23 protein-coding genes and 1 pseudogene are annotated in these 23,336 nt (G+C 63.9%); 11 read left to right on the forward strand and 13 right to left on the reverse strand.

All coding sequences use genetic code 11. The features are described 5' to 3' along the window. Positions 1 to 76: 76 nt before the first annotated feature. Positions 77 to 967 (reverse strand): carbohydrate ABC transporter permease, encoded by an 891-nt coding sequence (locus C480_RS05610; RefSeq protein WP_006664651.1) that lies wholly within the window; start codon positions 965 to 967, stop codon positions 77 to 79. After that, entirely contained in the window at positions 964 to 1,908 is a 945-nt protein-coding gene (locus C480_RS05615) for a carbohydrate ABC transporter permease (protein ID WP_006664652.1), read from the reverse strand. The genes C480_RS05610 and C480_RS05615 overlap by 4 nt, the downstream gene beginning before the upstream one ends. 341 nt (positions 1,909 to 2,249) lie before the next feature. Here C480_RS05615 and C480_RS05620 point away from each other — a divergent pair, with 341 nt between their 5' ends. Both C480_RS05620 and C480_RS05625 read left to right on the forward strand, forming a co-directional pair. Continuing rightward, complete coding sequence (locus C480_RS05620) at positions 2,250 to 3,644, forward strand: ABC transporter substrate-binding protein (protein WP_006664653.1); 1,395 nt, start codon at positions 2,250 to 2,252, stop codon at positions 3,642 to 3,644. Positions 3,645 to 3,684: 40 nt separating this feature from the next. Then, on the forward strand, positions 3,685 to 4,284 hold the full coding sequence (locus C480_RS05625; RefSeq protein WP_006664654.1) for an RDD family protein: 600 nt from the start codon (positions 3,685 to 3,687) through the stop codon (positions 4,282 to 4,284). A gap of 14 nt (positions 4,285 to 4,298) precedes the next feature. Here C480_RS05625 and C480_RS05630 read toward each other — a convergent pair whose 3' ends face one another. From C480_RS05630 to C480_RS05645, 4 genes and pseudogenes are all read right to left on the reverse strand, one after another. Next, positions 4,299 to 4,862 carry an NUDIX hydrolase gene (locus tag C480_RS05630; protein WP_006664655.1) on the reverse strand — a complete coding sequence of 188 codons (564 nt, stop codon included), beginning with the start codon at positions 4,860 to 4,862 and terminating at the stop codon, positions 4,299 to 4,301. Positions 4,863 to 5,272: 410 nt separating this feature from the next. Continuing rightward, positions 5,273 to 5,494 (reverse strand): annotated as a pseudogene (locus C480_RS05635) (IS630 family transposase); the annotation flags it as partial. Between the two features lie 173 nt (positions 5,495 to 5,667). Further along, on the reverse strand, positions 5,668 to 6,003 hold the full coding sequence (locus C480_RS23970; RefSeq protein ID WP_006664657.1) for a hypothetical protein: 336 nt from the start codon (positions 6,001 to 6,003) through the stop codon (positions 5,668 to 5,670). A gap of 306 nt (positions 6,004 to 6,309) precedes the next feature. Further along, positions 6,310 to 7,278: a diacylglycerol/lipid kinase family protein gene (locus C480_RS05645; protein WP_006664658.1), complete on the reverse strand. Its 969-nt coding sequence runs from the start codon at positions 7,276 to 7,278 to the stop codon at positions 6,310 to 6,312. Positions 7,279 to 7,332: 54 nt separating this feature from the next. Here C480_RS05645 and C480_RS05650 point away from each other — a divergent pair, with 54 nt between their 5' ends. Beyond that, the gene (locus tag C480_RS05650) at positions 7,333 to 8,049 is read left to right on the forward strand and encodes a PHP domain-containing protein (RefSeq protein ID WP_006664659.1); all 717 of its coding nucleotides are present in this window, start codon (positions 7,333 to 7,335) and stop codon (positions 8,047 to 8,049) included. Positions 8,050 to 8,122: 73 nt separating this feature from the next. Here the strand turns inward: C480_RS05650 and C480_RS05655 are convergent, their stop codons facing one another. Beyond that, complete coding sequence (locus tag C480_RS05655; RefSeq protein ID WP_006664660.1) at positions 8,123 to 8,536, reverse strand: Lrp/AsnC family transcriptional regulator; 414 nt, start codon at positions 8,534 to 8,536, stop codon at positions 8,123 to 8,125. 102 nt (positions 8,537 to 8,638) lie between these two features. Between C480_RS05655 and carA the strand changes: the two genes are divergently transcribed. Continuing rightward, positions 8,639 to 9,715, forward strand: a complete 1,077-nt coding sequence (gene carA / locus C480_RS05660) for a glutamine-hydrolyzing carbamoyl-phosphate synthase small subunit (RefSeq protein ID WP_006664661.1) — start codon at positions 8,639 to 8,641, stop codon at positions 9,713 to 9,715. Between the two features lie 79 nt (positions 9,716 to 9,794). Here carA and C480_RS05665 read toward each other — a convergent pair whose 3' ends face one another. The 4 genes from C480_RS05665 to C480_RS05680 all read right to left on the reverse strand — a co-directional run bounded on the left by C480_RS05665 (position 9,795) and on the right by C480_RS05680 (position 14,017). Then, the gene (locus C480_RS05665) at positions 9,795 to 10,919 is read right to left on the reverse strand and encodes a DUF7537 family lipoprotein (protein WP_006664662.1); all 1,125 of its coding nucleotides are present in this window, start codon (positions 10,917 to 10,919) and stop codon (positions 9,795 to 9,797) included. A gap of 186 nt (positions 10,920 to 11,105) precedes the next feature. Next, the gene (locus C480_RS05670; protein ID WP_049903261.1) at positions 11,106 to 12,302 is read right to left on the reverse strand and encodes an ABC transporter substrate-binding protein; all 1,197 of its coding nucleotides are present in this window, start codon (positions 12,300 to 12,302) and stop codon (positions 11,106 to 11,108) included. Between the two features lie 75 nt (positions 12,303 to 12,377). Then, positions 12,378 to 13,139: an SIMPL domain-containing protein gene (locus C480_RS05675; protein ID WP_006664664.1), complete on the reverse strand. Its 762-nt coding sequence runs from the start codon at positions 13,137 to 13,139 to the stop codon at positions 12,378 to 12,380. Positions 13,140 to 13,180: 41 nt separating this feature from the next. Continuing rightward, complete coding sequence (locus C480_RS05680; protein WP_241433789.1) at positions 13,181 to 14,017, reverse strand: glycerophosphodiester phosphodiesterase; 837 nt, start codon at positions 14,015 to 14,017, stop codon at positions 13,181 to 13,183. 107 nt (positions 14,018 to 14,124) lie between these two features. Here C480_RS05680 and C480_RS05685 point away from each other — a divergent pair, with 107 nt between their 5' ends. Continuing rightward, entirely contained in the window at positions 14,125 to 14,496 is a 372-nt protein-coding gene (locus C480_RS05685; protein WP_006664666.1) for a hypothetical protein, read from the forward strand. 13 nt (positions 14,497 to 14,509) lie between these two features. Here the strand turns inward: C480_RS05685 and purH are convergent, their stop codons facing one another. Beyond that, positions 14,510 to 16,153, reverse strand: coding sequence for a bifunctional phosphoribosylaminoimidazolecarboxamide formyltransferase/IMP cyclohydrolase (gene purH, locus C480_RS05690; RefSeq protein ID WP_006664667.1), 1,644 nt, complete (start codon positions 16,151 to 16,153; stop codon positions 14,510 to 14,512). A gap of 176 nt (positions 16,154 to 16,329) precedes the next feature. Between purH and purB the strand changes: the two genes are divergently transcribed. The 3 genes from purB (at position 16,330) to C480_RS05705 (ending at position 19,948) form a co-directional block, all read left to right on the forward strand. Then, positions 16,330 to 17,742 carry an adenylosuccinate lyase gene (purB, locus tag C480_RS05695; protein ID WP_049903264.1) on the forward strand — a complete coding sequence of 471 codons (1,413 nt, stop codon included), beginning with the start codon at positions 16,330 to 16,332 and terminating at the stop codon, positions 17,740 to 17,742. A gap of 188 nt (positions 17,743 to 17,930) precedes the next feature. Beyond that, positions 17,931 to 19,118, forward strand: coding sequence for a hypothetical protein (locus C480_RS05700; protein WP_006664669.1), 1,188 nt, complete (start codon positions 17,931 to 17,933; stop codon positions 19,116 to 19,118). A gap of 173 nt (positions 19,119 to 19,291) precedes the next feature. Beyond that, complete coding sequence (locus tag C480_RS05705; RefSeq protein WP_006664670.1) at positions 19,292 to 19,948, forward strand: ArsR/SmtB family transcription factor; 657 nt, start codon at positions 19,292 to 19,294, stop codon at positions 19,946 to 19,948. Positions 19,949 to 20,057: 109 nt separating this feature from the next. Here the strand turns inward: C480_RS05705 and C480_RS05710 are convergent, their stop codons facing one another. Next, a complete protein-coding gene (locus C480_RS05710) occupies positions 20,058 to 20,696 on the reverse strand; it encodes a hypothetical protein (RefSeq protein ID WP_006664671.1) in 639 nt (212 codons plus the stop codon). A 142-nt stretch (positions 20,697 to 20,838) separates the two neighbouring features. Here C480_RS05710 and C480_RS05715 point away from each other — a divergent pair, with 142 nt between their 5' ends. From C480_RS05715 to C480_RS05725, 3 genes are all read left to right on the forward strand, one after another. Next, positions 20,839 to 21,057, forward strand: coding sequence for a hypothetical protein (locus C480_RS05715; protein WP_006826573.1), 219 nt, complete (start codon positions 20,839 to 20,841; stop codon positions 21,055 to 21,057). A gap of 80 nt (positions 21,058 to 21,137) precedes the next feature. After that, positions 21,138 to 22,400 carry a Glu-tRNA(Gln) amidotransferase subunit GatD gene (gene gatD, locus C480_RS05720; RefSeq protein WP_006664673.1) on the forward strand — a complete coding sequence of 421 codons (1,263 nt, stop codon included), beginning with the start codon at positions 21,138 to 21,140 and terminating at the stop codon, positions 22,398 to 22,400. 6 nt (positions 22,401 to 22,406) lie between these two features. Further along, positions 22,407 to 23,336 (forward strand): GNAT family N-acetyltransferase, encoded by a 930-nt coding sequence (locus C480_RS05725; protein WP_006664674.1) that lies wholly within the window; start codon positions 22,407 to 22,409, stop codon positions 23,334 to 23,336.

Here is a 23,336-nt window from a genome sequence, read left to right on the forward strand (position 1 = left end):
GTGTGAGTCGTGAGTCGTGTATCGTGAGTTTGTGTCGTCTGTCGTGTGAATTCGGTGCTCGAACGGGCTACGGTCGCTATCGCGTGCGAACTTCGAAGCCCTTCAGCAGGTACTCCTGCAGGAAGTACGCGAACAGCAGCGGCGGGACGGTCATCAGGAGTGACACGGCCATGATGTCGCCCCAGGAGGTGTACCCGCCCTGATCGATGAGTCGCATGATGCCCGGCGCGAACGTGGTCGACTCCTGGCTCGGCAGCAGGATCTGGGCGAACGTGAAGTCGTTCCACGCGATCGCGAACGCGAACAGCGCGCAGGCGACGATCGCGGGTTTCGTCTGCGGGACGACCACGTCCCAGAACGTTCGCCAGCGCGAGGCCCCGGCGATCCAGGCGCTTTCCTCCATCGACTCCGGAATGGTCTGGATGTACTTCCACATGAGCCAGACCGCGAAGGGCATCGAGATGGACGAGAGCGCGATAACGAGGCCGATCTGGGCGTTCAACAGCCCGATCTCGGACCAGATGAGGTACAGCGGCAGGCCGAGCACGATCGGACTGAACATGTAGCCGAGCAACAGGAACTGGGCGAAGGACTGCTTGTACCGGAATCGGAACCGCGCCATGCCGTAGCCGGCGACGAGCGAAACGGCGACGACCACGACGATCGTTCCCGCGGTGACGACGATCGTGTTGATGACGTACCTCGGCACCGCACCGGCGGCTAGTACGCTAAAGTTATCGAGCGTCACCGTCTCGGGCGAGGGCAGCCAGCTGAACTCGGTGATGACGGTCTGACTGTCGGTGAAGGCGTTCTGGACCATCCAGTAGATCGGAAACAGGATGACGGCCGAGAACAAGGCGGCGCTGCCGTACAGCGCGAGGTTGTAGAGCCTGTCGCGCGTCTCGTAGGAGAGTCGCGTCCCGCCTTCTGTCTCTGTTTCTGACGGTGTCTCCGTCGGGGTGCTCATGTGTCCACCTCCGCGGTCGGGTCGAACGCCCGGAAGTAGCAGTAGGCCCCGAGCGCGAGGAAGACGAACATGACCACCGCCATGGCGTTCGCGACGCCGTAGTCGTTGTGCAGGAAGGCGGTTCGGTAGGCGAGAATCGGCAGCGTCGTCGTCGCGCCGGCCGGGCCGCCCTCCGTCAGCATCCAGATGATGTCGAACTTGTTGAACATGAAGACCGCGCGCAAGAGCACGGCGATCAGGAGGACGCCGGTGATCCGCGGAAGCGTGATGTCGCGGAACATCTCCCAGCGGGACGCGCCACAGATCTTGGCGGCCTCGTAGAATCGATCGGGAATCGCGCGCAACTGCGCGAGCGTGAAGATCGTGACGAAGATCGAAAACTTCCACGAACCGACGAGGACGACCAGCGGCATCGCCCACGTCTGGTCACCGAGCGCGAAGGTGCGTTCGCCCCACAGCCCGAGGGTCGAGCCGGCGATGTGGAGCACGCCGACCTCGACGTCGAACATGAACAGCGCGACGAGGACGACGATCACAGTTGGAACGAGATACGCGGTGAACGCGACGGCGGTCAGAAACCGCTGGCCGCGATCGAGCTGGTTCAGGACGAGCGCGATCCAGAGTCCGACGAGCAACTGGACGACGGTACTGCCGACCATAAACAGCGCGCCGAGCCACAGTGACGACCAGAACGAGTTCATCGTCAGCACCTCGACGTAGTTCGAGAGCCCCGTGAACGTCCAGTTGGGGTTCAAGAGCGGGACCTCGAACAGCGACGCGTAGATCGCGAACGCGATCGGCGTGACGGCCACGAACAGGTACAACAGAATCACCGGGGCAACCGTCGCCCAGCCCCGGAGTGCTTCCCCATCGAGGCCAAGCCGCCCCCGCACGGATCGGCGGTCGGCGGTGGCTGTCGATTCGACCGTTTCACTTGCCATATGTTACCACCCATCTCCTCATCTGCTATTAAACGCTTCGACCGGGTGCTCACCGTTCACTAGTTTTTTCCGATGACTGGAAGTGAATAGTGCTAAAAAAGAAACCGCTGGTAACGGTTATACATACAGAAAAAATACTGGTAAAACCAGACAGCTCACCCCTGCTGGGGTACTGCGTTCGATCCGAATTATCTGCTCTACCATCGGTTTCCATTCTCGTATATATTCTAAACGTCGTTCCAACAAAACCCGATAAATAACTAGAACGTTAGTGATCTGGCGAGATATTCATTACTCTGCTAACCCAAAGAGTAATATATTGAAACTTGGTATCATACCACGTGAGCAGAGAACACCGACACTCGCGACGACGGATACTGGGTGCGACAGGCGCCAGCGCCGCAGCAGCACTCGCTGGGTGTCTCGGGGGGAGCGGCAATGACGACGAGATTCACTTCTACACCGACTACAGCACGGAAACCTGGCAAGACCGGTGGGAGAACGATCTCATCCCGCAGTTCGAAGACGAGACGGATCACTCCGTGAATCCGGAATACGCCGGGTTTCAGGGCGATAGCGAAGAGCGCCTGATGAATCTGATCCAGGCCAACGACCCGCCCGATATCCACGTCGAAACGTTCTACACCGCCGCCGACATCTGGGCCCAGGGAATGCTCCAGCCCATGACTGACACCCTCGAAGCCGTCGAGGACGTCAACGGTGACATCAACGTCGAGACCTTCGAGGACGAGGAAGGCGTCGTCAGCCAGGGCGACACCTTCCACGTCTCCCACGGCGGCTACACCAACGTCCTCGTCTACCGCGAGGACATCTACGAGGCGCTCGGACTCGAGGTCCCCGAAACCTGGGACGAACTCGTCGACAACGCCGAAGCCATCGACGACTCCGACGAGTTCGATACTGCCCGCGGTTTCGCGACGCAAGCGGGGGTCGTCGGCCAGAGTCGCGAACTGTTCTGGATGTTTCTCTACCAGAACGGCGTCGACACCCACCGAATGGCGGACGGCGGCGTCGAGGTCTGGGTCCCCGAAGACGAAGCTATCGAAGCGCTCGAGTATCTCACTGAACTCGCACAGTACTCGCCGGACCCGTCGGGCCTGAACTGGGGAACCTCCCTCGAACAGTGGGTGCAGGGCCGGGTCGGGCAGATGTACCACGTCAACGGCTGGGCGGCGGGCGTCGCCGCGGCCGAGGGCGTCGATCACATCGCGGAGAATACGGCGGTTGCGCCGCTGCCCCGAAACGACATTCCGCTGGAGGAGTCGTACATGACGTTGCCGACGGGGAACGGCTACATGGTGTTCGAGGGCGGCACCAATCCCGCTGGCGCGAACGAGTTCATCGAGTGGCTGTACGCGGACTCGGTCGAGCGGACGGCGTCGCTGTTCGAGCAGGAACCGATGCGACTGCTGCCGGCCTACGACGACGTAGTCACGTCGGACGCCTACGCGAACCTCGAGTACTTTCAGGCGTGGCCGGAGCACCTCGAACTCAACCGGCAGATCCAGGAGGAGATCGTCCCGATGTACGGCCAGAACACGGAGGAGAGTCCGACGACGGGGGCGGAGCAGTACGGCCTCAGCGGCTACCACTACGCGGACATGATGAACCAGATTATCGTCGGGGATGCGGCCATCGAGGACGCGCTCGCGGAAGCGAAAGGCCAGGCCGAAGAGCGACTCGCGGAGGGCAAGGAATTGACGGGTGGCTGGTGATCCCGTGACCGGCGAGTGTCAGTCCCGGGCTGGGTAAGCGATGCGGGTGCCGGAAATCTGGCCGAGTTCACGGCCGCCGCGGGCGAACCCGGAAACTGCGGGGCGACAGCTCCTGGCGGATCGAGCGCTGGCGGCGGGTATCGATCTCGGGCTCTGTTACGTATTGCTCGTCGCGCCGATCAGCTACGTCGTCCTCTCGGGGGTACCCGTGCTGGATCCGCACGGACCGATCGCGGTCGCACTTTCGCTCGGGGTTCTCGTCCCGGTTAACCTCACCTATGCGTTCGTCTTCGAGTGGCGGTACAGTCGCACGCCCGGCAAGGTCGCCCGCTCGCTGATGGTCACCACGGCCGAGGGGGAGCCGTGTACGCTCAGGGCCAGTGCGGTGCGGAACCTCCTGCGGTACGTCGACGGTCTCGGGGTTCCGCCCCTGCTGTACGCCGTTGGTGTCCTTGCAGCAGCCGTCTCGCCGTCCGGCCAGCGCGTCGGGGATCGGGTGGCCGACACCGTCGTCGTCCGTTCGGGTCGGCTCAACCGGCCGGTAGCGGATGATACCGGTGGGACGGCTCGCGACGAAGCCGATCCAGTTGGTGAAAACGACAGCGGCGCAGAAAGGCGGGAGCGACACAGTGGTGGCTAGTGAACTCGGGTGTCTCAGCGCACGTCCCGACGCATCGCGATTTCGAACCACGGACAGAGCCGGAGTTGGCGGTACCACTCTGGGTTCGCGTGTAGCCGTTCGTAGGGGACCCACAGCAGGCCGGCGACTTCCTCCTCGTTCGGCTCGAGTTCGCGATTGGAGAGGGTGAGTTTGAGGACGGCACAGACCTCGTGTTCGACGCCGGCGGTTTCGAAGTAGCGTTTGTACTCGAAGCGATCGGTCAGGCGCAGGTCGTCGTACTGGTCGGGGGTGATGCCGAGTTCTTCTTCGAGTCGCTGGCGAGTGGCCTCGACCTGGCTCTGGCCGTCGACGGGGTGGGAGGCGACGGTGCCGTCCCAGTAGGTGCCCCAGAGGCGTTTGTCGGGGGCGCGCTGGGCCAGCAGGACGTTGCCTTCGTCGTCGAAGACGAGGGCGGTAAACGCCCGGTGGCGAATGCCGTCGCCGGTGTGGGCCTCGAGTCGATTGACGAGTTCGAGTTCGGTGTCGTCGGCGTCGACGGCGATGACGTCTTGGCCGGCGTTTTCGTGCTGCAAGTCGTCGTCCCGCGGCGTAGTCATGTCTGCATCATTGCAGAGGGTCGTGAAACCAGTATCGGCTTTTGGTCGCCTAGGAGCGACAGTAACGAACTTGAGTCGGAATTACACCGTCGGGATACGATCGGTGGCTCGTAGCGCGGAGAATCCTCGACTGGTTTCGGGAGACGCTAGTGACAGCGAACGATAGAGCAGGCCGAGTGAGGAGCGACCGATTCAGGAGAATCGCGTGCTGTACGGCGTGTGTACGCACAAAAGAGCAGCGTCTGCGCGGGCCGGATGTCGGCGGTTCACTCGACGAGTTCAGCCAGGTTCCGTACGGACGATTGGTTCCCGGCTTCGTTGTCTTCGAGGCGAATACCTTTCGGGATGTTCTCACAGCGGTACGTGACTGTCGTTCTCCCGTCCGTCTCTTCTACTGACTAAGATGATTTTTAGAAGCTAAGGAATTCCGGACACCACTTCTTAGCGAAGCTGATGCGTTGAGTTATTTGATCGAACGTGTCTTTAACGAGTTCCTTGAACTCGTCTTCATTCTCGACTATGCTCGGTGCCATCGTCCACTCTAGGTAGTCCCAGACTTTCCCAATTGGATTGAGATGAGGTGAGCTTGGTGGGAGAAAAACTAGGTCGATCCTGAGTTGGTGAGTACGACGAGTTCACCGTTGGAGTCGGTGTCGCGGGTACGGGCCGAGTTGGGCGGTGGTGGTGTGGTTCCGATGGTGGTGGTAGTGGTGGACGGACCGCGGTGATCCGCTCGCACACCTCCGCCAACTCGGCTGGCCGCCGCGACCCGAGTGCAGGTGAACTGAACTCGGCGTGCGGTGGCTCAGTCGTCGGAGTCCGATTGTGAGCGCGTGCCGACGCGGGGGGCGACGCGACAGCCGCAGGGACCGGCGATGGCTTCGCCCGGCCCGATCATGGTCCGCTGGACGATGGGCGTGTTACAGCGGGGACAGCGCGGAAACGGGGTTTCTGAACCGTCCGTCGTGTCGCCGGGGTCCGCATTGTCGGGATCCGTCATGGACACCTCCGACCCGAGGGATTCCGCGTCGTCCGTCTCGCCGGTATCAGTGCTAGCCGTGCTCGTCTCGTCCGTTCCGCCGGTGCCGTCGCTAGTCGCGTTGCGTGCGGCGTCACCGTCGTCGGTCACGCAGTCGAACACCTCGGCGCATTCCCGAGACCACCTGTAAGAGCCGCTGCTCGCTTGGGATACCGATCCGTCAGTCGTGCGGGATGTTTATATCCCGTGAGAATGTACGCAATCATGGCTTTGACCCTTGCGGGGTGGAAGCCACGTCTCGGATGCTCTAACATCCGGGACACTTTCATGTCCGATGTGGCTTCCGTCCTAATTGTTAACTGGTAGTGACTTATATCTACCGCTGAACGACGGGAAGGAGCGCCTGCTACTGGCCCCGTGGGACCCGGACCACAGAACTCGACCGTCTGAACTGAACTCGGTGCTCGCCTACTGCGTCGGTTCGAGCGGCCACCCTTCGTCGGCGTCGGGGTTCTCTTGATAGCTCTCTCCGACGGCGACTTCGAGCGGCTGCGAGTTCACTTTGAGCCGTAGCGTCTCCGTTTCGAGCATTTCGCCGTCGAGACTGTATTCGATGGAGTCTTCGAGGCTTTCGACGGTGAGCGACGGCGTTCGTCGGCGGATGATGTGTGCGCTCTCGCGGTCGAACAGTCCTTCGAGGGCGGCGTCGCCGACCAATCGACCCGGCGAGGCGTCTTCGACGATCGTGACCTCGAAGAGTTCGTCTTCGACGTGTGCCTGTGCGGTGCGCGTGCCGGTGAATCGGCGGCAGTTGCCGATGAGGACGAACATCGCGTCGCCGGTCCAGGACTGGGCAGCCTCGCCGTTCGGTCCCTCGGCCGTTTCGACCCGCAGCGAGAGCGAGTCGAAGTCCGCGACCGTCGCGACGGTGTTTTTGACGTACGCGAGGACGCCGAGCGCCCGTTTGCCGTCCGGCGTCGTCTCGCTGCTGGCTTCGGCGGTCACACCGCCGACGCAGGAGTTGACGAACGCGCGGTCGTTCGCGACGCCGAGGTCGATCCGTCGTCGTCGGCCGGTTTCGAGCACCTCGAAACTGTGTTCGAGGTCAGTGATGCCGATGTTCGTCGCGAAGTTGTTGCCGGTGCCGGCGGGAACGACGGCGAGCGTCGTCGTCTCGAGTTCGTCCGCGGCCGCGATCCCGTTGACGACTTCGTTGACGGTTCCGTCGCCGCCGGCGGCGGCGATCAGGTTCGCCTCGGGTGCGGCGTCGCGGGCGAACCGCATCGCATCCCCGGCTTCCTCGGTCTGTCGGACCGTCAACCCGTAGTCGGCCGCCAGTTCGACGATATCGTCGACGTGATCCTGGCTGCCGCTGACGGGATTGAGAACGAGGACGCGGCGGGGATCGCTGTCGCTGTCTCGGCCCTCCGAGTGCATACCCCACCGTATGCCGGCCGAGCGCAAAAGGGTCTGGCCGGCGTTTGCCTTCGTGTGTATCTCGTCGATCTTCACGCGCACACGCGATTCTTTCACGGTCACCGGTCCCTCGGCGATCGATTCGATCCGCTTGGTGCACGAGTGCTCACCGAAATAGCAGCGAGGCGCGGCCTCGACGGGGTTGCGACGACGAATCACGACTACTACACCGACCTAAACCCCGCCGCGGACGTGGTCACCCTGCCCGGAATCGAGATCACGACCGATCGCGGTCACGTCCTCGTCGTCGGTCCCGATCCGCCGGCGGAGACGAAACCGGGGGCGCTGTCCCCGGCGGAGGCGGTCGCGCTGGCCCACGATCACGACTGCGCCGCGATCGTCGCACACCCGTTTCGAAACAGCACCGTCCGCGAACTCACGGACGTTCCCTTCGACGCGATCGAGGTCAACGGCAAACACCCGCGGTCGCGTCCGCTGGTCGAGAAGTTGGCGTCGGAACGCAACCTGCCGCTCGTCGGCGGTAGCGACGCCCACTATCCGTTCGAGGTCGGACGAGCGTACACGACCATCGAGAGTGAGCGGCTCACGCCCGAGGCGGTCGTCGAAGCGATTCGAGACGGTCGCGTCGAGGCCCAGGTCTCCCGGTCGACGCTGGATGAGGTGGTGCGACGCGGGTACCGGGCCATCCACCGCCGCAAGCGCGTCATCGACGCGATCGAGCGGCCGACGCCGGGAGTCGGAACGCCACCGGGTGAGGAGTCGACGGAGTAAGCCGTCTCCTTACCGCACTCGAAATCCGCTCGAACGGTGACCGGACGCCGATTGAACGCCAATCAAACGCCGATCAGCCGGGCTGTTCGTCGAGGATCAGCCGCGTCTTCGTGTTGACGACCTCCTCCTGATCGCGCGCTTTCGTAATGAGATCGTTCACGCCGCGCGTGTCCGCGGCGTCGACGACGAGGACGACGTCCTGCTCGCCCGAAACCATCCAGACGAAGTCGACCTCCTCCCACTCCGCCATGCGCTCCGAGACGCCTTTCGTATCCACGTCGACCGCGACGCTGATCTCGATCATCGCCTTGACGTTGCCCGTCCGGGTCGAGATCGTAAACCGTTCGATCACCTCGTCGTCCATCATCCGCTCGACGCGATTGCGAACCGTCCCCTCGCTCGTCCCGACCTCGTCCGCAATTTCCGTGTAGGGAGTTCGGGAGTCCCGTCGCAGCACGTCGAGGATCGCTCGATCGAGTTCGTCCATGGAGATCCGTGACTACGGACGAGTGGCACTTACCGATTACGAAATTCGTAACTGAGTTTCGAAGACAACACTTATGCCGGTGTATCCAATACGTAGTTCGTAATGACAGCAGCCTACGTTGCACTGGAGGGCGGACACGTACTCGAGGGACGTGGTCGCGCTTCGGGAACGGCTCGCGGCGAGCTGGTTTTCACAACGGCTTACACCGGCTACGAAGAGAGCCTGACCGATCCGTCCTACGAGGAACAGATTCTTACCTTTTCCTACCCGCTGATCGGCAACTACGGCGTCCGAACGGAACGGTTCGAGGACGATCGCGTCCACCCCCGCGCCGTGCTCGCAAAGGAACTCACCGACGACGTCGCCGACTGGCTCGAGAGCGAAGGCGTTCCCGCGGTCGACCACCTCGACACGCGAGACGTCGTCACCGACATCCGCGACGGCGGCGCGATGAAATGCGGCATCGCCGTCGGCGAGGACGCCACCGAGGAAGACGCCCTGGCTGAACTCGAGGCCTGCAAGGCCATGAGCGACCACACCGACATCGGCGCGCAGGTCAGCGTCGACGACCACACCGTCTACGGCGCGGATAACGACGGCGAAACCGTCGCCCTCGTCGACTGCGGCGCGAAGGGCTCGATCGTCGACTCGCTGCTCGACCGCAACGCGACGGTTCACGTCCTCCCCTACGATGTGAGTACAGCCGATGTCGAGGCCCTCGACCCCGATATCCTGTTCATCTCGAACGGCCCCGGCGACCCCGCCAACTACGAGCAGGCAATTGAACTCGTCGAGGCGTTCGTCGAGGATACGCCCGTTGCGGGTATCTGCCTCGGCCAGCAGATCGTCGCGGAGGCACTCGGCGGCACGACGGCCAAGATGAACTTCGGTCACCGCGGCGTTAACCAGCCCGTCCTCGACCTCGAATCGGGACAGGTCGTCATGACGACCCAGAACCACGGCTACACCGTCGACGAACCCGGCGACTACCTCGAAGTCACGCAGATCAACGTCAACGACGACACCCCGGAGGGACTCGACGGCGTCGAACACGACATCATCACCCGTCAGTACCACCCCGAGGCCAATCCCGGGCCGGAAGACACCCTCGAGTTCTTCGATAGCGTCCTCGGCATGGCCGAGAAAACGGATCAGCGAGCGGTTCCGGCGGACGACTGAGTCGAATTCGTTTTGCGTGGTCTCCGGAAGCGATCGTGACTCCAACGGGAACGGACAACCGACGCCGACCGAGGGCCGTTCACTCCGTCGTCTCCTCGTAGGTGCCCTCGTACGCGGTGAGCAGATTCTCGGTGCGGAGGGTGACCGTGAACCACTCCGTATCGATGGGATCGCCCGCATCGGGGTCCGCGTCGACACCCGCCCGTAGTCGGCCGTCCCGGACGGAGAGGGACAGCGTCTCCCCGGGTTCGAACGCCTCGTCCAGGCTCGCTCCGCGATAGTTCTCGCCGATCGCAGACAGCGAGACCGTCGACCCTTCGGGTATCGGATCGCCGGCTTCCATCGCGAGTTCGATGATTTCTCCGCCGTCAGTCGAAATCGACACCACGGGGGCTTTCTCGAATCCCTCGTCGACCCACTCCGGTCTCTCGAGTTCGGTCTCGCCGACGCTCGAGAACGATGTTTCCACCGCAATCGTTTCGGTAGCGCCGGCCGATGTCCCCTCCAACTCGTACGCGTAGCGCTCGATGCCGTCGTCGGAGACGGAGACCGTTGCGACGAACTCGTCGTACTCGTCCGCCGGATTCATCCGCTCGAGAGCGTCGCTCATCTCCGACCCTTCGTAGGTGACGACCGTCGTCCCGTCGGACTCCTCGACGTCGATCAAGTCGTACTCCGAAACTCGCAGTACGGCTTCCAATTCCCGCCGAATGCTCCGTTCGTTCGTCGAGGGAGCTGTCGGTCCGTTCGCGATCCGGTACCGGTCGCCTCCGTCGAAGGTCTGGCGGACGAGCGTTTCGTTCGCCGATTCCGTGAAGAGCCAGGTTTCCTCCGTCGACGATTCGTGTCGGAGCCTCGTTTTCTGTACCTTTCGCTCGCCGTCGACGGCGAGCGCGATCGACTCTTCGAACGTTCTGGCGTCGGTGCTGATCGTCTCGGACGTGTCGACCGTGTACGAACCGTCTTCGAGAATCGCCGCCTGTCGAGACGCGAGTTCGTCGGCATCGAATCCGGTTTCGCCGGTTCCGTCAGGGTAGTCGATGGTCCCGTCCGTTTCGTTTGCGGCCGTCTCTCCCTCTGCTGCCGCTCCGTCGGCGCCGTCGCCGGTGTCGGTGTCGGTGCTGCCGCCGTCGAGGACGCCCGCACACCCCGCGGTCGTTGCCAGTATCGCAACGGCGAGTACGATAACTAGTGACTTTTTCACGGCGTAATTATTCGATCCTCCGGTTATGACACTACCGGATAGAGGGCGACACGAGGACGATCACGCCGTACTCGGAACGGCACTCCGTATCAGAACTCGTCGGTCTCGATCTCCGCGGCCCGCTCGCGGATCACTTCGCCGTCGAGTGCGGCGGCGAGACGCTGATATCCAACGCGGATTCGCCCATTAGAACTCCCCGCGGACGATCGTCGCGACGCGCTCGCGGTCGAACAGCCGTTCGTCCTCGGGGATATCCGGGTACGGTGTCCCGGGCTCGTAGCCGGGCCAAGCACCGAACTCGTCGGGATAGAGCTGCTTGGCCGCCATCTCGAGTTGGAAGAGATTCATGAGCGGTCCCTGGTATCGCATGCCGCCGGCGACGACGCGGTCGTTTTGCACCGCCGTCAGGTCGCTTCCGACGGGATGGCTTTCGAGTTCGTCGCGGATGTTGTCGATGCTGTACTGGGAGGTGATTCCCCAGAGGTGTAAGATAACGTCGGGATCGACGTCGAGCATCGTCTCGTAGTCGACGGTACCCCAGTCGCCCGACCAGGAGCGGTCGGCGAGCGCGTCGTTGGCGGCGAGCGGACGCGTATCCGCCTGCCAGTAGCCGGGTGCGTTGAGGTGGTAGGTATAGAACTGGCCGTCGCCGAGCGTGACGCGGGCGGCGGTCGGGCGCTCGTCTTCCGGCGGAAGGTTCGACGCGATGTGATCGTGCAGTTCGTCGTACACTGCTTTGAGTTCCGCGTAGCGCTCGCGCTCTTGGAACACGTCCGCAACACGGTCGAACAGTTCCCAGAGCGTGTAGAACTCGTACTGGTCGGCGTAGGCGTCCGCGGGATCGCTGTGGACGCCGCTGTGGAAGTTGCCGATCCACGGCCCGACGGTCGAGGCGATGTCGTCGATGTCGTCCTCGGTCCAGTCGTCGTGTTTCAGGACGTAGGACGGGTCCAGAAAGTGAACGTCGCTGTCGAGTTCGTATAGCTGTTCCTTCCGGAGGCCGCCCTCGAGCGGGTTCGGGAGGCCCTCCCAGTCGAAGGAGACGCCGGGGAGGTGGTCGTAGAACTTGTTCATCGTCGTGCCGGACATCTCGGTGGAAAACAGCGTGGTGACGGCATCGCCGTGGCCGAGTGCGACGGCCATGTCGGCGTACTGCGGGAAGGCGACGAAGACTCGTTCGGGGACGGCGTCGAACGAAACGTCACCCACCGGTTGCAACGTTGCGGTGTGACCGTCGCCGTTCGAGTGGCCGTTCCCGGCCGGATCGTCTCCGCCGGAGATGCAACCGGCGAGCACCGCGCCGCCGAACGCCGTACTCGCGGCGACGAATCGGCGGCGGCTCCGGTCGACCCCCACCCGTCCAGTGACACTTCGGTCGTCCATACGGTTTAGGCCGGCCTAATCAGTCAAAAACGATTCGATTTAGGCCAGCCGAAATCTGTCGGCTGACGACGGCGTTCAGTTTTGGAAGCCGTACACGACCGTCGCACTCGCCGTCACGGTCACGGGATCGGCGTCGATCTCGGTCGGCGGCGCATTCCCGTCGTCCGCCGAGGTTGCGAACTCGACATCGTGTCGCACCGAGTTCACCCGGACATCGTTCGTCGTCACCGATTTCGTCCCGGCGAGTTCGACCTCCCGATTCGATGCGATGTGGGCCGCCTCCTCGTCTGCGGTCGCCAGCGCGTCGTCGATCGCATCCTTGCGAAGCGCCGCCCGCGTCTCTTCTTGTAGCGTGAAGTTCACCCGGCCGATGTCGTCGGCCCCGGCGGAGACGGCGGCGTCGATGACCTCGCCGACTCGATCGACATCGTCGATCGTCACCTGGTACGAGTGCGTTCCGGCGAACTCGTCGACGCCCTCCTCCCGTCTCGCCGCCGCCGACGGGCTGATCCGATAGCGGCCCTCTTCGACGTTCTCGTCCGGAATCCCGAGGTCGTCGATTGCGGTCCGCAGGTCTTCGGACTGCGTGGCCAACTCGTCGCTGACCGCCTCGGCGGACTCGTCGGTCGCCTCGACGCCGAGACTCACCGTCGCCGTATCCGGCTCGGCCTCGACCTCACCCTCGGCGCTAACGGTAATCTCGTTGTCCGTCGCGCTCGATCCCGTCTCGTCGCCCGACTGCGCCGGATCGTCGGTCGAGAGCGCACTGCCGACACAGCCTGCCATCGCCGCTACAACGCCGACGCTCGATACCGCAAGGAACTGTCGTCGATCCATACGCACCCGACACGTGCACGCCAAATAATGATTCGCCAGGGTCAAACCGCTCTTTCACCCTTCCGGGGCGTCGAGTTCAGGAACTCGAACGCGTAGTCCGGCCGGTTCGTGACGAACACGTCGGGTTCGATGGTCAGTGCGTCGCGGACGCTGCCTTTGGTGTCGACGAGTTTCCAGACGCCGGCGGTGAGTCCCGCTTCGCGCGCCGTCTCGAGGAATCTCGGGATGGCGCGTGGAACGTAGTGACTGAAGACGCTCCCAGCGCCGCAGTCGGTCGCCTCATCCGCCAGCCCCGATGTCGGCACCGAGCCGACCAGACCGGTCGGGACGTCAGATGTCTGTGCTTGCTCGAGCGGCGCAGCCTCGAACGAGATCACCGTGACCCGGTCGAGAACGTCGTACTCGCGTGCCATCTCGAGGATGGCATCGGTGTAGCCCGCTTCTTTCAGTTCGAGGTAGATCGACACGTCGGTGTCGGCGAGGAGTTCGAGCGCGCGGGCGAGCGAAATGAGCGGTTCGCCATCGATGCGAGCGCCCTGGATCTCCTCCCAGGTGGTGTTTCGAATCCACCCGTGACCCGTCGAATCCCAGTCCAAAACGGGGTCGTGAAACAGCATTAGCGTGCCGTCACGAGTTCGGCGAACGTCGAGTTCGACGCCGTCGACGCCGAGCTCGATGGCGCGTTGAATCGCGGCTGCCGTGTTCGGCGGCTCCAGTCCGGATGCGCCGCGGTGGCCGACGATACGCGGGCGCGTCGATGGCACTGACCCGCTCGTAATAAGCGGCGACAGCCCCCAGACGGCAAGTGCGGAGACTCCCGTCCCCACCCCCGCCAGGAGTCGGCGTCGGGAGGGACGACAACGTGACCAATCAGGCATGCGGAACACGTTGTTCTCGAAGACAGTAAGTTTTCTCAGTTGAGACGTTCGCCTCGTGCGCACCGTCTTCCAAAATGACTATAGTGTCAACCCGCCAATCCGACCACGTGTCCCGCCTCGAATCCCTCCTGGAGCGGGCGGCCGACCGGCCCGTCACGAGCCTCTTCGTCCTCCTCATCACCGGGCCGCTCGTCCTCGCCGGCCTCTCCTTTCGCCAGCCGATCGCGCTTCCGGACGCCCTGCTCACCGAACTCGAATGGGTGTTCTGGCTGCTCGTCTACGTGCCGGTCAGCACGACCAGGAGGCTGTTGTTCGACCCGCTCGGTCTCGAACGGCTGTTTGCGGTTCCCGTTCTCGGACAGGGGCTCATCGTTCTCACGCTGGGTGGGCTCTACTACCTCGTGAGCTACCTCTTGGTCTACGCCGGTAGGACCCTGCTCGAAACGGCCGAGGCCGACGCCGACGGAGACGGTCGGTAGTCCTGTCCTGTCGTTAGTCGTGGCGAAAACTACGGGAGCCCGTAAACGCCATGGCCATCCCGTGCTCGTCCGCGGCTTCGATCACGTCGTCGTCGTTGACGGACCCGCCGGGTTGGACGACGGCCTCGATACCCGCCTCGGCGGCCTCCTCGATGCCGTCCGGGAACGGGAAGAACGCGTCCGAGGCCATCACGGCCCCCTCGGCGTCCTTGCCCTCGGCGTGTTCGTCCGCCTTCATCGCCGCGAGTCGAACCGCGTCGACGCGGGAAACCTGGCCCATCCCGACGCCGACGGTCTCGGTCCCGTCCGCGAAGAGGATCCCGTTGGATTTGACGTGCTTGAGCGTCTGCCAGGCGAAAACCATCGACTCGAGTTCGGCGTCGGTCGGCTCACGCTCGGTGACGATTTCGAGGTCGTCGGTAGAAATCGACTGCAGATCGCGTTCCTGGACGAGTCGGCCGCCGACGAGTGGTTTTTCGGTAAAGCGTTCGGTTCGATCGCCCAACTCGCCGATATCGAGCACGCGTAGGTTGTCCTTCTCGAAGAGGACCTCGAGCGCGTCGTCGGTGTAGCCGGGTGCGACGACGACCTCCTTGAACGAGTCGATGATCTGCTCGGCGGTGTCGACGTCGCACTCGCGGTTCAGGGCAACGATGCCGCCGAAGGCGCTCATGGGATCCGTCGAGAGCGCCTTCTCGTACGCCTCGGCGAGCGAGCCAGCGGTTGCACAGCCGGCCGGGTTCGTGTGCTTGATGACCGCGGCCGCGGGCTCGTCGAACTCCTTGATGAGGTTGAGCGCGCCATCGGCGTCGTTGTAATTGTTGTACGACAGGGCCTTTGCACCCTCGTTTAGCTGTTCGGCGTGGACGACGCTCGCCTCGTCGCAGGTGGCGTCCGCGTACACGGCGGCGTCCTGGTGTGGATTCTCCCCGTACCGGAGCGTCTCGACGCGGTCGTTCGAGACGAATCGGCGGGCGGGTAGGCCGCTGTGATCATCGGCGTCGCCATCGGTACCCGCCACGTCGGCGTCGACGGATACCGTCCCGGCGTCGCGGTCGACGGTCACGACGCCCTCGGCGACCCACTTCACCGCACGCGAGTACGCGCGGAACTCGCCCTCGTAGAGGACGCGCTCTTTCAGGCTCTCGGCGTCGTCGCCCTCGTAGATCGTCACCGGCTCCTGCGTGACGATCGGTCCGCCGTCGACCTCGCTCTCGACCACGTCGCCCTCCTCGTCGGTCGCGTCCGTGACGACGTGGACCGTACAACCCGTGACCGAGACGCCGGCCTCGAGCGCATCTCCCCAGGCGTCCGTACCGGGGAACGACGGCAGCAGCGAGGGATGGACGTTCAGTGTCATCGGTGCTGCATCGAGGAACGTGTCCGAAAGGATGCGCATGTAGCCGTCCAGACAGACCAGGTCGAACTCGTAGTCCGCGAGCGCTTCGAGCACTGCCTCCTCGTGCTCCCGGCGGGTCATATCGTCCGCGAGCGGGACGACTTCGGTCGGAATCCCGCGCTCGGCGGCGGCTTCGAGCACCGGCGCGTCCTCGGCGGTCGTAAGGACGACCCCGAGTTCAGCGCCGCCCGGTCGTCGGTCGGCGATGTTCAACAGGTTACGCCCTCGGTTGCCGGCCATCCCGGCGATTCGCGTCATGGGTGTAAGCCCGCCCGCGAGAGCCAAAGTGGTTGCGGTCTCTCCCCGGAAGATATTCATATTCGTGTATTGATACCGCCGTAATCTCGCCTGAAATAGAAGAGGTATGCACACCTGTGGACGAACCCGACGATCGTTTCGATACGCTTTTGGACAGGGATAGAAACGCTCACACGATGAGCGACACCGACGCACTGTATGCGGTCTCGCCGCTCGACGGGCGCTACGGCAACCGAACGGAGCGGCTCTCGCCGTACGCCAGCGAGGCCGCCCTCATGCGCGCTCGCGTCCGCGTCGAAGTCGAGTATCTGGTTACGCTCGCCGAACTCGAGGCGACGCCGCTCGAACTCGGCCTCGACGAGCGCGAGGAGCTCCGGGGGCTGTACAAACACTTCGCCGAGGAGGACGCCCGCCTGATCAAGAAACTCGAGACCGAGGGACACGACGAGTTCGAGGCGACGAATCACGACGTGAAAGCCGTCGAGTACTTCATCCGCTACCGGCTGGGCGACGACAGCGACGCGTCGGCGTGGATCCACTTCGGGTTGACGAGCGAGGACGTGAACAACCTCGCCCACCGGCTGCTCGTCCGCGATGCCGTCGACGAAGTCCTGCTGCCGGCGCTGTACGACGTGCAGGACACGCTCGCCGACATGGCTCGTGAGCACCGCGACGTACCGATGCTCGCACGCACGCACGGCCAGCCCGCGACCCCGACGACCTTCGGCAAGGAATTGGCCGTCTACGCGGCCCGCCTCGGTCGCGCGACGGGACAGATCCGCACGGCGACCGACGGGTTGCGCGGGAAACTCGCCGGTGCGTCGGGCACCTACGCGGCCCACGTCGCCGCCTACCCCGATGTCGACTGGCAGGCCGTCGCCGCCGAGTTCATCGAGCGACTCGGCCTCGACGTTGCCCGGCTGACAACGCAGGTCAATCCCTGCGACGACCTCGCGACGCTATTTGACGCGATCAAGCGTGCGAACACCGTGCTCCTCGATCTCGATCTGGACGTGTGGCTGTACGTCTCCGACCGCTATCTCGGGCAGGAGACCGTCGCGGGTGAAACCGGCTCCTCGACGATGCCCCACAAAGTCAATCCGATCGACTTCGAGAACAGCGAGGGGAACCTCTCGAAGGCGAATTCTGACCTCTCGTTCCTCGGCGACTACATCACGACCTCGCGGCTCCAGCGAGACCTCTCGGACTCGACCGTCAAGCGAAACATCGGGGCTGCGTTCGCTCACTGCCTGATCGGCTACTCGAAAACGGCCGCCGGCCTCTCGAAAATCGTCCCGAACGAGCAGGTCATGCGCGAGGACCTCGAATCGACGCCCGAAATCATCGGTGAAGCCGTCCAGACGATCCTCCGCCGCGAGGGCCGAGCGGATGCCTACGAGCAGGTCAAAGCCCTGACCCGCGGAAAAACCGTCACGCTCGAGGACTTCCAGGACCTGTTCGACGACCTCGACGTCGACGCGGACGTGCGCGCTGAACTCGGGGCACTGACGCCGACCGGATACACCGGTATCGCGAGCGACCTGATCGACGACATCGATGCTGACGTGGAGTCACCGCCACCAAACTAACCGTTTCGGTGTACCGTTTACGGGTTTCCTGTTGACTGAAAATCAACGGGAGACCGACTAGCGAGGACAGCGTCGCAGGTGACGAACGAGTTCCGTTTCACGACCGTTCATCACCTACCATCGGTAATGAACGGTTCGAACGAAAGATCGACTTTTTAGGACGGTCCGAGTGAGCCAACGTGAATACGATGAGTGCCACCCGGATCGTCGGTCTCGCCCTCCTGACGGTCGTCGGACTCGCGATCGCGCCGGTCGCAGGGAGCGCCCTCACAATGCCGGCCGCCCACCAGTCGGCTGCCGGCGCGAACGAACCGAGTGGGGGGCTACAGACACAGACACAGACACAGGCACAGGCACAGGTACAGGGACAATCACACGGACAGATACAGCCACAAACGCAAGCACAGACTGCGAATACAACCACAAACACGACCGTCGCAACCTTCCTCCAGACCACGAGCGCAGACGCCCAATCGAGCGTCGACGCCGGCCTCTTCGACGCCACGTACCACGCCGCAGACACCGAGCGTCGCGCCGCACTCGTCACAGATCGCGCCGACGAGTTCGAACAGCGCCTCGCCGAACTCGAGGCCGAACGCGAGGATCTCCGTGAACAGGAGGACTCGCTCTCATCGGCCGCATACGAGGCCCGCCTGACAAGACTCACGGTCACCATCGCGTCGCTGAACCGCTCGATCGAACGGACGAAGTCACAGGGCGTCGCCGCCGGTCTTAACAGTGAGCGCTTCGAAACGCTCCAGCAAAACGCGAGCGATCTCGCTGGGCCAGACATCGCAGCGATGGCACAGAAGGTAGTCGGCGTCGACCGGCATCCGGGCGGCGGCATCGGCGTCGCCAACGGCCCACCCGCAGACCGCGGCCCGCCGAACTCGTCGGCGTCGGCAGGAGCCGCGGAGCCGCCCGGACGGCAGCCGTCGGCGGCTGTCCCGGGTAACAGCCCGGAGAACAACGGACGGGAAGCCGGTCAGGATCGCGGCCAGGAACGCGGCCAAAATCAGAGCCAAACCCGTGGCCAAAATCCGACTCTGACTCCGACCCCCGCACAGAACGCAGGCTCCGAGTCACCCACTGACGAGACGGGAACCGACGACGGACCCGGGCAGGGGAACCAGTCCGATCGGGGCACGGCTCAAGAACAGAGCTCGGGGAATTCGGGTGAGAACTCCGACCCACCGGGAAACGGCTCGCCGGCACAGACCGGCCCGCCGACCGACGCAACGGAACCATCGACGCCGGAGACAGACGCAGACTCAGCTAGCGGCCCGACCACCGACGACACGAGTTCATCGAACGCCGATACTGACGCCGATAGCGACACGGACATACCAACCGCCGAGACGACGACAAACGACTGATACTGCCGAATAGCACGCCAGACGCCGCGAGCGAGTGAGATGTAATCGCTGTCGGTAGTCGGCATCGGATACGATCGAGCATTGACAGACCGGCGTCTGACCGGATGACCGCACGCGTTCAGGGCTCCCCCGAGCAGACACGCTTTTCAGCGGCGACGCCATACGGCCCCACGATGGATTCCGCCGCCTTGTTGGATCTGCTGGGAAACGAGAACCGGAGGCGGATTCTCCGCCTTCTCGCTCGCAAACCCTGCTACGTAACCGAAATCTCCGACTATCTCGGCGTGAGCCCCAAGGCGGTCATCGAACACCTCCGAAAACTCGAGTCGGCCGGACTGGTCGAAAGCCGTGTCGACGACCAACGTCGCAAGTACTTCCACATCGCTCGCAACGTTCGCCTCGAAGTCACCGTCTCTCCCTACGGCTTCGCGAGCAAGAGCGCCTATCCGACCAACAACGGCTTCGATATCACCACCTGCCGGCATCTCTCGCTCGACATCGCCTGTGATGAACTCGACGAACTCGGTGACCTCCTGCAGGCCCTCGAAGAACTCGAACAGCTCGAAAACGAACTCTCGCTCGCCCAGCGATGGGTCCAGAGCCAACTCTACGACGTCCTCGATCAGATCTCCGAAAGCGTCGGCGACGGCCCGGAAAGCCGTATTTACGCCGATCTCCTGGCGACCATCCGGTCGGAACCGAAATCCGTCGGCGAACTGCGTTCAGAACTGGATGTTCCCCGCGAGATCATCGCCGAACTGCTGGAATCGATGGCCGATGACGGACTCGTTCGCCGAACCAAACGCGGTTGGGAACTAACGACGAGCTGAAAGTCAGTCCGTACGGGCGTCGTTTCTGTCTCGGAGAACCGAACGCTACGGGCACGGAACGGGCTCGGAAAGAGGATCTGTTACGGCCCAACGACCGGTTGAACGGCCGCTATGTCACATCTCGCGAGAGGCCGTCCCGGAGGTCCCGACCGAAATAGTAGCCGGCGACCGACGCGACCAGCCCCATTGCGACGCCGATCGCGATGAGCGTCCGGCCGGCCCCGAGCGCCACGTAGACTGGGTCCAACGACGTTATCGCGCCGGCCGAGGCCCCCGCGGCGGTCAGCTCCAGATACCGCCGCTTCGACGTGATGAGTCCGACCAGAAAGGCCGTCGCGAAGATACCGATCATCTGGCCGGCGATCGGGATCACCGCGTCGCCGGCGAACAGGCCGGCCCCGAGCGTCACTACCAGCGCGAGAAACGCCTTCGGCGAGAAGTACTTGCGAGGCGACAGTCGATCCGTGAGTCCGGCGAGGCGAGAGCCGTCCGATCGGCCGGCTGCCGGCTCGGCCGACGTGGCCGGCTGGGCGAACTCGTCGTCCGACTCGGATTCGGATACGGACCCAGCAGTAGCGCCCGATTCGATCGCATCCTGCTCGCGTCCCTGTCGGTCTCCCGAACTCGTACTCGTATCCGGTCCGATGCCAGAACCGGTGTCTGAGAGCAACTGCTCCGTCTCTGAGAGGAGGTCGTCCGTCGAGGGGGACTCTCGACGCTCGGTCACCTCGTCCGAGCGGTCGTTCATATCCGAAGACTGGGTGGCCGGCACCATGGTCTTTTCGCCACGCTGTCAGCTATCCCGTCGAGGGAAACGAGCGGAAGCGCAGTCGCTCGTCCGATCCGGTTTCGGGGGATGACCGTCCGCTTTGGCACGAACGACGTTTATCATGACTCGGCTGCTAGAGTGCAGTGTGAACGTCGATCTGGTTGCTTTCGGGATCGTTGCGATCGCGATCGGGGTGGGAGTGCTCTCCGCAGCCCGTCACTTCTATCCCCGACTCGACCTCACCGACGATGCGCTCGCGACGGTGCGGCTACTGACGGCGCTGATCGCCGCCGTACTCTTACTGACCGGCATCGGCCTCGTCGTCGTCGGAATCGCCTGACTGGCTAGCCCGCCCGACTTCGTACCATAAGCCGGAATCGAAAGCGTGCCTTCAAGTCCGCCGACGCGCAACGCTTTCGCATGAATCCAGGCGATCGCGTTCGCGTCGACCGCGCGGATCGCACGTACGAAGGCGTGTTGCTCCCCTCCAGCACGGACGACAACCTCGTGGTGAAACTCGACGGCGGCTACAACGTCGGCGTCGATCGGGACGACGCCGACATCGAGGTCCTCGACGAAGACGTCTACGAGATCGACGGGAGCGATACCGAAGACGAAGACGAGAACGCCGGTGCGGACTCCGAAATCGAGTTCGACGACGACCTGCCGACCGTCTCGCTGATCTCGACTGGCGGGACCATCGCCTCGACGGTCGACTACCGTACCGGGGCGGTGACCGCCCAGTTCGACGCCGAAGACGTGTTGCGTGCCGTTCCCGACCTCGCCGGCCGCGCGAACTACCGCGGGCGCGTCGTCGCGAATATCCTCTCGGAGAACATGGAGCCGCCGATCTGGCAAGAACTCGCGCAGGCGGTGTCCGAGGAAATCGAAGCCGGCGCGGACGGCGTCGTCGTCATGCACGGCACCGACACGATGCAGTACTCTGCCTCTGCGCTCGCATTCATGCTCGAGACGCCGGTTCCTGTCGTCTTCACGGGCAGCCAGCGCTCCGCCGACCGGCCGTCCTCGGACAACGTGATGAACGCCGTCTCGGCCGTCGAAGCCGCAAAGAGCGACTGCGCGGAGGTGCTCGTCTGCATGCACGGCTCCGAATCCGACGACGCCTGCGCCCTCCACCGCGGGACCCGCGTCCGGAAAAACCACACCTCCCGCCGCGACGCCTTCGAGACGATCGGCGCGGAACCGCTCGGCACCGTCGACTACGATGCCGAAGCGGTGACGTTCCGCCGCGACCACCAGGAACGCGGCGAGGCAGAACTCGAACTCGCCGCTGAACTCGAGGACGACGTGGAACTGCTCAAGTTCACGCCGGGGATGGACCCCGCCTTCCTCGATGTCGTCGAGGGCGCGGAGGGACTGATCATCGAGGGGACCGGCCTCGGACACGTCCACACCGATCTCATCCCGCGGATCGAGGAATTGATCGACGACGGGACGACGGTCGTCATGACCAGTCAGTGTCTCGAGGGACGAGTCTGCGACCGGGTCTACGATACCGGCCGCGACCTCCTCGACGCCGGCGTGATCGAAGCCGGCGACACCCTCCCCGGCACGGCGAAGGTCAAACTGATGTGGGCGCTCGCGAACGAAGAATCCGCCGAAGAAGCGATGCAGACCTCGCTGGCCGGCGAACTACAGGAGCGGTCGGTTCCCTGGGAGTGATCCCAAATGGCTGTTGGAATTGAGATACGGCAAGCGACGCACGACGACTACGAGGGCGTCGCGGCCTTTACCGAGACGCTCTGGGAGGATCGCGGCGGCGACTACATTCCGGAAATCTACCACGACTGGCTCGAAGAACCGGACGAGAGCCACAAGAAGACGTTCGTCGCCGACGCCGGCGACGCCATCGCCGGAATCGTCCAGGCCGTCCTGGTGTCGCCCGACGAAGCCTGGTTTCAGGGCATGCGTGTCAACCCCGACTACCAGCGGCAGGGGCTGAGCGGCCGGCTCAACGATGCCTGCTTCGAGTGGGCCCGCGAGCAGGGTGCGACCGTCGGCCGGATCATGATCTTCTCGTGGAACGCCGCCTCGCTCGGCGCGGCGCGAACGAGCGGCTTCGAGCCGACGACCGAGTTCAGGATGGCACATCCGAAACCGGACCCGGACGCGTCGGGACCGGATCCGGTCTCGAACGATCCCGCCACAGCGTGGCGCTACTGGACGCACAGTGACGCCCGAGAACACCTGCGGGGTCTGGGACTCGCGCCGGAGGAAACGTGGGCCGTGCGCGAACTCACGCGCGAGGATTTCCTGGCGTTCGCGGCCGATCGTGACGATGACACTGCCGTCTTCTCGGTCGAGCGCGACGGAAACGGGGTGGGAGCGGCCTATCGGGTCCGAAGCTACGAGCGGGAAACCGACGACGGCGAGACCGAAACGTGGGCCGAATACGGCGTCAGTGCCTGGGACGACATCGACGCGGCCCGCTCGCTGCTCGCCGCACTCTCCCGTGACGCCGCCGCCCTCGACGCGGACCGAACGCGAGTGCTGATCCCCGAGACGACGGCCGCGGTGAGCGACGCCTCGTATGCCGGTGTCAGCATCGCCGAGGAACCGGACTTCGTCCTCAGCGCTGCACTCGGTGACGGCGAATAG

The organism is Natrialba aegyptia DSM 13077, from assembly GCF_000337535.1.
GTDB classification, from domain to species: domain Archaea; phylum Halobacteriota; class Halobacteria; order Halobacteriales; family Natrialbaceae; genus Natrialba; species Natrialba aegyptia.

Bases quoted from the DNA above. Each gene is read 5' to 3' on its own strand.
- C480_RS05610 (WP_006664651.1), bottom strand. From the start codon at position 967: ATGAGCACCCCGACGGAGACACCGTCAGAAACAGAGACAGAAGGCGGG.
- C480_RS05615 (WP_006664652.1), bottom strand. From the start codon at position 1,908: ATGGCAAGTGAAACGGTCGAATCGACAGCCACCGCCGACCGCCGATCC.
- C480_RS05625 (WP_006664654.1), top strand. From the start codon at position 3,685: ATGCGGGTGCCGGAAATCTGGCCGAGTTCACGGCCGCCGCGGGCGAAC.
- C480_RS05630 (WP_006664655.1), bottom strand. From the start codon at position 4,862: ATGACTACGCCGCGGGACGACGACTTGCAGCACGAAAACGCCGGCCAA.
- C480_RS05645 (WP_006664658.1), bottom strand. From the start codon at position 7,278: ATGCACTCGGAGGGCCGAGACAGCGACAGCGATCCCCGCCGCGTCCTC.
- C480_RS05655 (WP_006664660.1), bottom strand. From the start codon at position 8,536: ATGGACGAACTCGATCGAGCGATCCTCGACGTGCTGCGACGGGACTCC.
- carA (WP_006664661.1), top strand. From the start codon at position 8,639: ATGACAGCAGCCTACGTTGCACTGGAGGGCGGACACGTACTCGAGGGA.
- C480_RS05670 (WP_049903261.1), bottom strand. From the start codon at position 12,302: ATGGACGACCGAAGTGTCACTGGACGGGTGGGGGTCGACCGGAGCCGC.
- C480_RS05675 (WP_006664664.1), bottom strand. From the start codon at position 13,139: ATGGATCGACGACAGTTCCTTGCGGTATCGAGCGTCGGCGTTGTAGCG.
- C480_RS05680 (WP_241433789.1), bottom strand. From the start codon at position 14,017: ATGCCTGATTGGTCACGTTGTCGTCCCTCCCGACGCCGACTCCTGGCG.
- purH (WP_006664667.1), bottom strand. From the start codon at position 16,153: ATGACGCGAATCGCCGGGATGGCCGGCAACCGAGGGCGTAACCTGTTG.
- purB (WP_049903264.1), top strand. From the start codon at position 16,330: ATGAGCGACACCGACGCACTGTATGCGGTCTCGCCGCTCGACGGGCGC.
- C480_RS05700 (WP_006664669.1), top strand. From the start codon at position 17,931: ATGAGTGCCACCCGGATCGTCGGTCTCGCCCTCCTGACGGTCGTCGGA.
- C480_RS05705 (WP_006664670.1), top strand. From the start codon at position 19,292: ATGGATTCCGCCGCCTTGTTGGATCTGCTGGGAAACGAGAACCGGAGG.
- C480_RS05710 (WP_006664671.1), bottom strand. From the start codon at position 20,696: ATGAACGACCGCTCGGACGAGGTGACCGAGCGTCGAGAGTCCCCCTCG.
- C480_RS05715 (WP_006826573.1), top strand. From the start codon at position 20,839: ATGACTCGGCTGCTAGAGTGCAGTGTGAACGTCGATCTGGTTGCTTTC.
- gatD (WP_006664673.1), top strand. From the start codon at position 21,138: ATGAATCCAGGCGATCGCGTTCGCGTCGACCGCGCGGATCGCACGTAC.
- C480_RS05725 (WP_006664674.1), top strand. From the start codon at position 22,407: ATGGCTGTTGGAATTGAGATACGGCAAGCGACGCACGACGACTACGAG.